9 protein-coding genes and 1 pseudogene are annotated in these 7850 nt (G+C 59.4%); 8 read left to right on the forward strand and 2 right to left on the reverse strand.

What is annotated here, in order from left to right:
* The 3 genes and pseudogenes from HMPREF3135_RS11175 to HMPREF3135_RS07580 form a co-directional block, all read left to right on the forward strand.
* Positions 1-319, forward strand: a pseudogene (locus HMPREF3135_RS11175) (cobyrinate a,c-diamide synthase); the annotation flags it as partial.
* Between the two features lie 10 nt (positions 320-329).
* Complete coding sequence (gene cobA, locus HMPREF3135_RS07575) at positions 330-1421, forward strand: uroporphyrinogen-III C-methyltransferase (RefSeq protein ID WP_049170808.1); 1092 nt, start codon at positions 330-332, stop codon at positions 1419-1421.
* Positions 1414-1695 carry a hypothetical protein gene (locus HMPREF3135_RS07580; protein WP_016422579.1) on the forward strand — a complete coding sequence of 94 codons (282 nt, stop codon included), beginning with the start codon at positions 1414-1416 and terminating at the stop codon, positions 1693-1695. Before cobA ends, HMPREF3135_RS07580 begins: the two co-directional genes overlap by 8 nt.
* Here HMPREF3135_RS07580 and HMPREF3135_RS07585 read toward each other — a convergent pair.
* On the reverse strand, positions 1692-2429 hold the full coding sequence (locus HMPREF3135_RS07585) for a YaaA family protein (RefSeq protein ID WP_042389272.1): 738 nt from the start codon (positions 2427-2429) through the stop codon (positions 1692-1694). The two genes, HMPREF3135_RS07580 and HMPREF3135_RS07585, sit on opposite strands and share 4 nt — an antisense overlap.
* 60 nt (positions 2430-2489) lie before the next feature.
* Here HMPREF3135_RS07585 and HMPREF3135_RS07590 point away from each other — a divergent pair, with 60 nt between their 5' ends.
* The gene (locus HMPREF3135_RS07590; RefSeq protein ID WP_070439004.1) at positions 2490-4262 is read left to right on the forward strand and encodes a proline--tRNA ligase; all 1773 of its coding nucleotides are present in this window, start codon (positions 2490-2492) and stop codon (positions 4260-4262) included.
* Here HMPREF3135_RS07590 and HMPREF3135_RS07595 read toward each other — a convergent pair.
* Complete coding sequence (locus HMPREF3135_RS07595) at positions 4259-5224, reverse strand: DUF4439 domain-containing protein (RefSeq protein ID WP_049189652.1); 966 nt, start codon at positions 5222-5224, stop codon at positions 4259-4261. The genes HMPREF3135_RS07590 and HMPREF3135_RS07595 overlap by 4 nt on opposite strands.
* 101 nt (positions 5225-5325) lie before the next feature.
* Between HMPREF3135_RS07595 and rimP the strand changes: the two genes are divergently transcribed.
* From rimP to HMPREF3135_RS07615, 4 genes are all read left to right on the forward strand, one after another.
* Positions 5326-5898 (forward strand): ribosome maturation factor RimP, encoded by a 573-nt coding sequence (gene rimP, locus HMPREF3135_RS07600; protein WP_016422583.1) that lies wholly within the window; start codon positions 5326-5328, stop codon positions 5896-5898.
* Positions 5895-6881, forward strand: a complete 987-nt coding sequence (nusA, locus tag HMPREF3135_RS07605) for a transcription termination factor NusA (RefSeq protein ID WP_016422584.1) — start codon at positions 5895-5897, stop codon at positions 6879-6881. Before rimP ends, nusA begins: the two co-directional genes overlap by 4 nt.
* Positions 6882-7052: 171 nt before the next feature.
* The gene (locus tag HMPREF3135_RS07610; protein ID WP_016422585.1) at positions 7053-7445 is read left to right on the forward strand and encodes a YlxR family protein; all 393 of its coding nucleotides are present in this window, start codon (positions 7053-7055) and stop codon (positions 7443-7445) included.
* 129 nt (positions 7446-7574) lie between these two features.
* Positions 7575-7850: translation initiation factor IF-2 N-terminal domain-containing protein (locus HMPREF3135_RS07615; RefSeq protein ID WP_210383958.1), on the forward strand; the 276-nt coding region annotated here is incomplete at its 3' end.

Genomic DNA, 7850 nt, shown 5'->3' on the forward strand with positions numbered 1-7850 from the left:
CATCCCGGGGCGAGCGCACATGGCACGGTTGAAGCTGGGGTACCGGGAGGCTGTGGCGCTGACTGATTCTGTGCTGTGCCCGGTAGGAACGCGCGTGCGCGGTCACGAGTTCCACAAGACAGCCCTAACCGATGACACCGCAAGTGTCGCTGCTGCGGCCGGGTGGCAACCAGCCTGGGGTTGGCGTGGATATCAAGGCGAAACAGTTCGCGACGGCTTCGTTTCCGAGTCTGGGCGGATTCATGCCGGTTACCTGCATGTTCATCCGGCGGGTGCGCCGGGGAACGTCAGTCGCTTTGTCGCTTCGTGCGCCGGGTAAAGTGTTAGCTATGAGTTTGCTTCTCAAAGACTACGGTGTGTTGGTGATTGGCGGTTCCACGGCTGCAGAGCGCGTGATTCCTCGGCTGTTGGACTCTGGCGCTGATGTCACTGTGTGTGAAGGTGGGGAAGTAACAACTGCGATTGAGGCCTGGGCTGCAGACGGCCGTATTACTTTGACCCGCACCGGTTTTACCGAGGCGATGAGCTGGGGCAAGGCTCTCATGGTCTGCTGTGACGAGGCGTTGTTGCGTGAGGTGACTCTAGAGGGACACCGCCGAGGTATTCTCGTCGACGATGAAACCGGGGCTTCCAGCCCGCTTACTCCTGTGGCGCTGACCGGCCGTCGCGCGTCGCGCGCTGGGGACCTCGCTGGTCAGGTCGCACTCGTAGGCGGTGGCCCGGGCGACCCCGGTCTGATTACCGTTGAGGGGCGTCGCTTGCTCCGGCTTGCCGACGTTGTCGTTGCAGACCACCTCGGTCCACTGTCGCTGCTCGGTGACTTGGAGCCGGATGTCGAGATTATTGATGCCGGCAAGCTTCCTTACGGCCGCGCCATGGCTCAGGAGCGCATCAATGAACTGCTAGTTCATCGTGCCCGTGAGGGCTACTTTGTGGTCCGGCTCAAGGGTGGCGATCCGTACATCTTCGGCCGCGGTTTTGAAGAGCTTCAGGAGCTGCAGAAGGCTGGGGTACCGGTTCGCGTTGTGCCGGGTATTACTTCAGCACTGGCGGTACCGGGGACGATTGGCATCCCAGTTACTATGCGTGGCGTCAACCATGAATTCACTGTTGTGTCCGGTCACGTCCCACCGGGGCACAGGAAATCGCTGGTCAATTGGGATGCGCTGGGCCGGATGCACGGCACTATTGCCATCATTATGGGAGTTAAGAACGGGCCAAAGATTGCCGAGGCTCTGATGAAGGCCGGCCGCAGCCCGAAGACTCCGGCTGCGGTCATCCAGGACGGCACGCTGCCGAATCAGAGGTCGCTACGCTGCACACTCGGCGAGCTTGGCGAGAAAATGGTCGAAGAGGCAATCAAGCCGCCCGCGGTTATCGTCATCGGTGAAGTCGCCGGTCTGGATGAGGGCGATGAGTAAGAACAACAAGTTGAGCAACAACAAGTCGAGGAAGCGTGAGCCAGAGCAGCAAAAGGCAGGGCTTGTTACCCGACTGCTTGCCGACGATCAGCTGCGTAGCGCCATCTGGATGGGCGCTGCGACCTTCCTGGTGTTCTACCTCGGAACCATGATCATCTTCCGACTCCTTCTCCTCGGCGGAGAAGGATCGCGATACGACAGCATTTTCATCGCTATTATCGCTCTGATTGCCGCCATTGTGGCAGGCCGAAAGCGCTACAACGACGACATTTAGTTTTCCGGGACGCGGAAGATGAGGGTGTCGTCGTCAAGCGAGACGTCGTATCCTGCGGCGCGTGCGATGTCGACGGCCTCTGTGGGGGAGGTCGGTGTCGTGTCGGAAAGGGCGATGGCGCGGGCAAATAGGCCCTTGTAGTGCTTGTTGAAGTGGCTGACGATTTTGCCCTCGGCGGTGAGCACGGTCATCGTTGTCGCGCTCTTGACTTTGCCCAAATTGGCGTAGGTGCCGGAACGAAGGTCGATGAGGAAGTCGACATCATTGAGAGCCTCGGTGATGGCGGTACCCCAACGGCGCTTCATTGTGGGAGCCGCGTCGGCAGGCTGATCCGCGAAGGGGAGCTTGACCGTACCAGAGAGACGGTAGTGGGGGATGAGGTCGTCCCCGCCAATGACACCGAAGAGCGCTGACCCGATGGCGAGTCGAGCACGGCCGGTTTCCGGCAAATCGCTGGGGGAGAGTGCGTCGTAGAGCACCCCGGTATAACGCTCGAGAGCCGGCATGGTCGGCGACTCTAGGAGCGCGGCATTAGCTGTGACTTCGTCAGCAAGCCGTGGCCCCAGCTTCAGTGTTTCCATCGCGGCTTCCCTGTTCGCACTTAGCGCCACGAGATCGGCTGCAATGCGCTCGCGGATGGGGTTGAGGGAGCCGAAGCTCAGCGAGGAAAAGTCTACTGCGGGATGGCTGCCACCAGTGGCTTTGGTTTCAGAGGGGGGTAGGACTACGAGCATGGGCACCATAGTAATGCCCCGCATGTTGCGAAGAATGATCGACGGGTAAAATCAGCATTCATGATTACGCGAATGTCCCAGCTGTTCCTGCGCACACTGCGCGAGGATCCAGCTGACGCCGAGGTCCCTAGCCACAAGCTGCTCGTCCGTGCCGGCTACATCCGGCGAACTGCCCCTGGTGTGTACTCCTGGCTGCCACTGGGCTTGAAGGTTCTGCGCAACGTAGAGAAGGTTGTGCGCGAGGAGATGGAAGGCATTGGCGCACAGGAGCTGGCATTCCCTGCACTGCTCCCGCGTGAACCGTACGAGGCGACGAATCGGTGGACCGAATACGGCCCCGAGCTGTTCCGTCTGAAGGATCGCAAGGGCGCGGACTACCTGCTGGGGCCGACGCACGAAGAGATGTTCGCGCTGGCTGTCAAGGATCTTTTCAGCTCCTACAAGGATTTCCCGACGACGCTGTTTCAGATTCAGACCAAGTACCGCGACGAGGCTCGCCCGCGCGCTGGTATTCTGCGTGGCCGCGAGTTCGTGATGAAGGACTCTTATTCCTTCGACATGGACGACGAGGGGCTGGAGAATTCTTATCAGCAGCACCGCGGTGCCTACCAGCGAATTTTTGACCGGCTGGGCATTAAGTACGAAATCTGCCACGCCACCTCCGGCGCTATGGGCGGTTCGGCCTCCGAGGAGTTCCTGGCTGTTAGCGAAAGTGGCGAAGACTCCTTCGTAGTCTCCACCGACGGTGAGTACGCCGCCAATGTGGAAGCCGTGAAGATTCCGGCAGTTGAACCGCAGCCGATTGAGGGACAACCGGAGGCGAAGGTTTACGAGTCTCCGAACTGCACCACAATCGCAGCACTTGTTGATTGGGCCAATGGTGCGGACCTCGGACGCGAGGTCACTGCTGCCGATACTTTGAAGTGCGTTCTCGTCGCCGTCGACCCGAAGAAGGTCGATAAGGAGAGCAACGCCCTGCCGGAACAGCTCACCGCAATCCTGGTTCCCGGTGACCGTGAGGTCGATGAAAAGCGTCTTGAAGTCGCATTTGAACCGGGTGAGGCGCGCTTGCTGGAGGACAAGGACTTCGCAGCCAATGACTTCCTGATCAAGGGCTACGTCGGCCCGCAGGGGCTCGCCGATCGCGGTGTGAAGGTCCTAGCTGACCCCCGCGTGGCGGAGGGCACAAATTGGATTACAGGAGCCAACGAGGAAGGCAAGCACATCGTCGATGTGGTCGCTGGTCGCGACTTCCAGATTGATGGTATTTGCGATGTCGCAGAGGTGCGTGACGGCGACCCGGCTCCGGAGGGGCATGGCACGCTAAAGATCGAGCGCGGAATCGAGATCGGTCACATTTTCCAGTTGGGCCGCAAGTACACCAACGCCTTTGAAATCGACATCCTCGATGTCAACGGTAAGCGTGCTCGTCCGACGATGGGGTCCTACGGCATTGGCGTGTCCCGCCTGGTCGCTGTCCTCGCGGAACAGCAGTTGGATGAAAAGGGCCTCAAGTGGCCAGTTGCCGCGGCACCGTACAAGGTTCACATCGCTGTGGCCGGCAAGAACGCCGAAGCAGCTGAGGCCGCTGAACAGCTGGCGGAAGACCTCAGCCAGCAGGGCATTGAGGTGCTTTTCGACGACCGTCCGAAGGTCAGCCCCGGTGTGAAGTTCAAGGACGCCGAGCTGCTGGGTATGCCGTTTGTGGTCATCTTTGGCCGTGGCTACGCGGACGGCAAGGTGGAGCTGCGTAACCGCCTGACCAACGAGACCGACGAGGTCGCCGCTGACGGCATTGCAGCTCACGTCGCGGAGCTGGTTCGCAAGGCTTAGAGCCCGGGCAACGGCTCCAAGTTGTTGCCACCTAGCGCTGCCGCTCCGGCGGCAGCCACGCCAGCTGCCTGCAGCGCGAACATACGCATCCGAGGGTTATTAGCAGCGAGCAATACGTCTTCCCACGCCTGGGCACAATAGCGCTCCAATGCAATCATGTAATCGACGGGTGCCGTATCTGGCGAAGGAGCGCCTTCCGGCATATAGCCAGGTGCGCTCTCCGGCACCTCAACGTCGGAATCCTCCAAAATTAGTCGGGCACGATCGCGCAAAATTCGGTGGCGCTCGCCACGGGCCAAAAGTGCAGTAGTGGTATCGCCTCCGACACGTGGTGCGGCTACGCCGACACCGTAAATCATCATGTATTCGGCTTGCAGTGCCTTAGTCATCTGTTCTTCGGCACCCGAGATTTCATCCCTGTCACTGGGAATCAATGGGACAAGCTCCTCCCACTCAGCGCCCGCAACACGCAGAGCGAGGACGATACCGCCATCGACAGCCGTGGCGAGGCGCGCAGTGTGCTCCTCCCGCAATGCAGTGCGTGAATCCAGGGCATTCGTCAGTACGGGATTGTTTCGCGAGTCCGTGAGCAGTAGCTTCGCGTCGGAACCGGTAACCAGGGATCCTGGGACTGCTACGTCCGAGCCACATTCATCGACAGGTTTACCGTCCTTGTGGGTGCCGCAGGCGCGTGTGATTTCCTTATCCAGTTCGGTAACCTGCGCGGAGCGCACCGCTGCGAGGTCAGGATTGGCGTCGCTAAGCGACTGTGCATCGCGCGCCGCCAGCGCATGGAGAACCTCAATGGCGTAATCGGGGCGCGGTGCCACCAGATGCGAGCACGCGGAAAGCGCAGGAAGTGATCCCACGGCGAGGGCAGCAGCGAGGAAGCCACGGCGCGAGAGAGTACGAGTGCGATGCGATGCGGAAGCAAAACTGGGGGAGGGAGGTTCAACAATCACCTCACTATGGTGCCACGGCGGGCGGCACTTTGTGTCAATGCGGTATGTGGAAAGCGCCCAGGTGCGCAATTCCTAGTACTTGACCTGTAGACTCTACGACTATGGCGATACCCGCACCCGAGAAAATTGAACAGTTTGTGAGCCCGGCGCTCGCACAAATCGGCCTGGATGTGGAAGATGTCAAGGTCGTTCGCGCCGGCGCAAAGTCACAGGTCATTGTGTTAGTTGACGCAGATGAGCGTCCTGACCTCGATGTTCTGGAACAGGCCACGTATGAAGTATCTTCGGCTCTGGATGCCGCGGAGGCACGTGGTGAAGCGGACTTCGGCGCTCAGGGCTACACCTTGGAAGTTTCCACTCCTGGTATTGACGCACCGCTGACCCAGCCTCGGCACTGGCGTCGTAACCGTGGTCGTATTGCGGAGATTTCGCTTGCCGACGGTTCCGCGATTGCAGCCCGCATTGGTGCGCTGTCGCCGGATGAAGAATCCATCATTCTCGTTACCTCTAAGGGGCCAAAGGGACGTTTGAAGGCTGTTGGCCAGCGTGTCCAATTAACCAATGTGGCCCGTGCAGTGGTACAAGTTGAATTCTCTAATCCGCCCGCAGCCGAGAAGGATTTTGCGGGACTAGACTATGACGATGCCTTGACCAGGCTGGAGGATAACAAGTGAAGATTGAACTAGCTGCCCTGCGAACCTTGGAAAAGGAAAAGGGTATTCCTGTCGACGAAATGCTGGGACTGGTCGCCCGAGCATTGCGTGAAAGCTACCGTAACACCACCGCACCGGCACAGTATGCGCGCGTCGAAATCGACCGTGAGACCGGTGACGTCATAGTCTTTGCCCAGGAGCGAGACGACGAGGGCAATCTCATCTCCGAATGGGACGACACTCCGGAGGACTTCGAGCGTACCGCTGCATTCGCTGTTCGTCAGACCATCCTTTCGCGTCTGCGGGATGCGGAGAGCGATAAGGTTCTCGACGAATACGCAGACCTGTCTAATCAGGTCATTTCCGGCGTGGTCCAGCGCGATGTCTATGCCAATGAAAAGGGCATTGTCGTCGTCCACATCGGTTCGGAGGCCAACGGCCGAGACGGTATTCTGATGCCGGCTGAGCAGCTGCCAGGTGAGGAACTCAAGCACGGTGACCGCATCAAGTGCTACGTCGTCGGTGTGAACAAGACACCGCGCGGTGTTGCGATTCACCTGTCACGCACGCATCCGGAGCTCATTCGTAAGCTCTTCGAACTTGAAGTTCCGGAAGTTGCCGATGGGGCAGTGGAATTGATTTCCATTGCGCGCGAGGCCGGTCACCGCACCAAGGTTGCTGTACGCCCCACGGTCAAGGGCCTCAACGCTAAGGGCGCCTGCATTGGGCCCCGCGGTCAGCGTGTGAACTCGATTATGAATGAGCTCAAGGGCGAGAAGATTGACATCATCGACTACGACGAGGATCCGGCGAAGTTCGTTGGTAACTCGCTGGCGCCCGCCAAGGTAGTTAGTGTCAAGATTCTGGACATGGACGAGCGCCGTGCACACGTTGTGGTGCCCGACTACCAGCTCTCTCTTGCTATCGGCAAGGAGGGACAGAATGCCCGTCTGGCGGCTCGTCTGACCGGCTGGCGAATCGATATCCACTCCGACGCGGAGTAGACACAACGTCAGCGTCCCAGCGGTTGCGAAAGTGGCGGGAAAGTGCCTAGGGGGTTGGCACTTTTCCGCCTTTTCGGGTTATGCTGGGAGGTGGCCAAACGACAAGGCGTGATTTTCCTATGCGAATTTTCGCGCTGAATTTCTTAGCAGGAAGGTGGGTGCGTCAGGAGTATGACGACTTCGCGGGTGCTAAACCCGAATTCGACAACTCATACGCCTGCACCCACACGTACCTGTATTGCAACTAAGCAGCGCCACAATTGCTCGGAGCTGCTACGCATTGTCGCCACCACCCGTTCAGATGGCTCAGTAGCCGTCGTTGCTGATCCGCATCGTCGGATGCAGGGGCGAGGTGCCTGGATCACCCCAACACTAAAGGCTTGGGAGATCGCCGACAAGCGCCGTGCATTTGGCCGCGCACTGAAGGTATCTACGCAGGTAGATGCGTTTCCGGTTAAACAGTTTATCGCCACGCACTACGAAGCGGCGGAGGGTTTCGCCCCCGCTGACGATGTGCGTGTCGCTAAGCAGGGAGGCAGGAAAAATGACAACAGAAAGACCTGAACACTGATGAGCACACGATGAAGCATCAGCGATGAACGGCAATAGATAAGAGGGAGCCCTGCAGGCGCTCTCGGTGCGCGGACAAATCCGCCATCGGGCGCTGCTCGGCCCCCACTAGTGAGGAGAGCAGTGTCCGGAAAGCTACGTGTCCATGAGCTCGCTAAGCAGCTCGGGGTCACCAGCAAAGAACTACTCGCCGAGCTGAAGGCTCAGGGCGAGTTTGTTAAGACCGCTTCTTCGACGGTGGAACCACCCGTCGTCAGGAAGATGAAGAAGGTCTACGAAGAGAAGAATGCTGGCGCAGGTGCTGACGCGTCTGCCCAGGCCCCAACTACCAAGGCTGCTGCTAAGTCGGGTGCCAAGCCAGCTGCAAAACCAGGCGCTAAGCCTGCTGCACCAGCGGCG

The sequence above is a fragment of the Corynebacterium sp. HMSC14H10 genome, assembly GCF_001807105.1.
GTDB classification, from domain to species: domain Bacteria; phylum Actinomycetota; class Actinomycetes; order Mycobacteriales; family Mycobacteriaceae; genus Corynebacterium; species Corynebacterium jeikeium_D.

Excerpts from the sequence above, each read along its gene's own strand:
- cobA (WP_049170808.1), top strand. The coding sequence starts at position 330 with ATGAGTTTGCTTCTCAAAGACTACGGTGTGTTGGTGATTGGCGGTTCC.
- HMPREF3135_RS07580 (WP_016422579.1), top strand. The coding sequence starts at position 1,414 with ATGAGTAAGAACAACAAGTTGAGCAACAACAAGTCGAGGAAGCGTGAG.
- HMPREF3135_RS07585 (WP_042389272.1), bottom strand. The coding sequence starts at position 2,429 with ATGCTCGTAGTCCTACCCCCCTCTGAAACCAAAGCCACTGGTGGCAGC.
- HMPREF3135_RS07590 (WP_070439004.1), top strand. The coding sequence starts at position 2,490 with ATGATTACGCGAATGTCCCAGCTGTTCCTGCGCACACTGCGCGAGGAT.
- rimP (WP_016422583.1), top strand. The coding sequence starts at position 5,326 with ATGGCGATACCCGCACCCGAGAAAATTGAACAGTTTGTGAGCCCGGCG.
- HMPREF3135_RS07610 (WP_016422585.1), top strand. The coding sequence starts at position 7,053 with ATGACGACTTCGCGGGTGCTAAACCCGAATTCGACAACTCATACGCCT.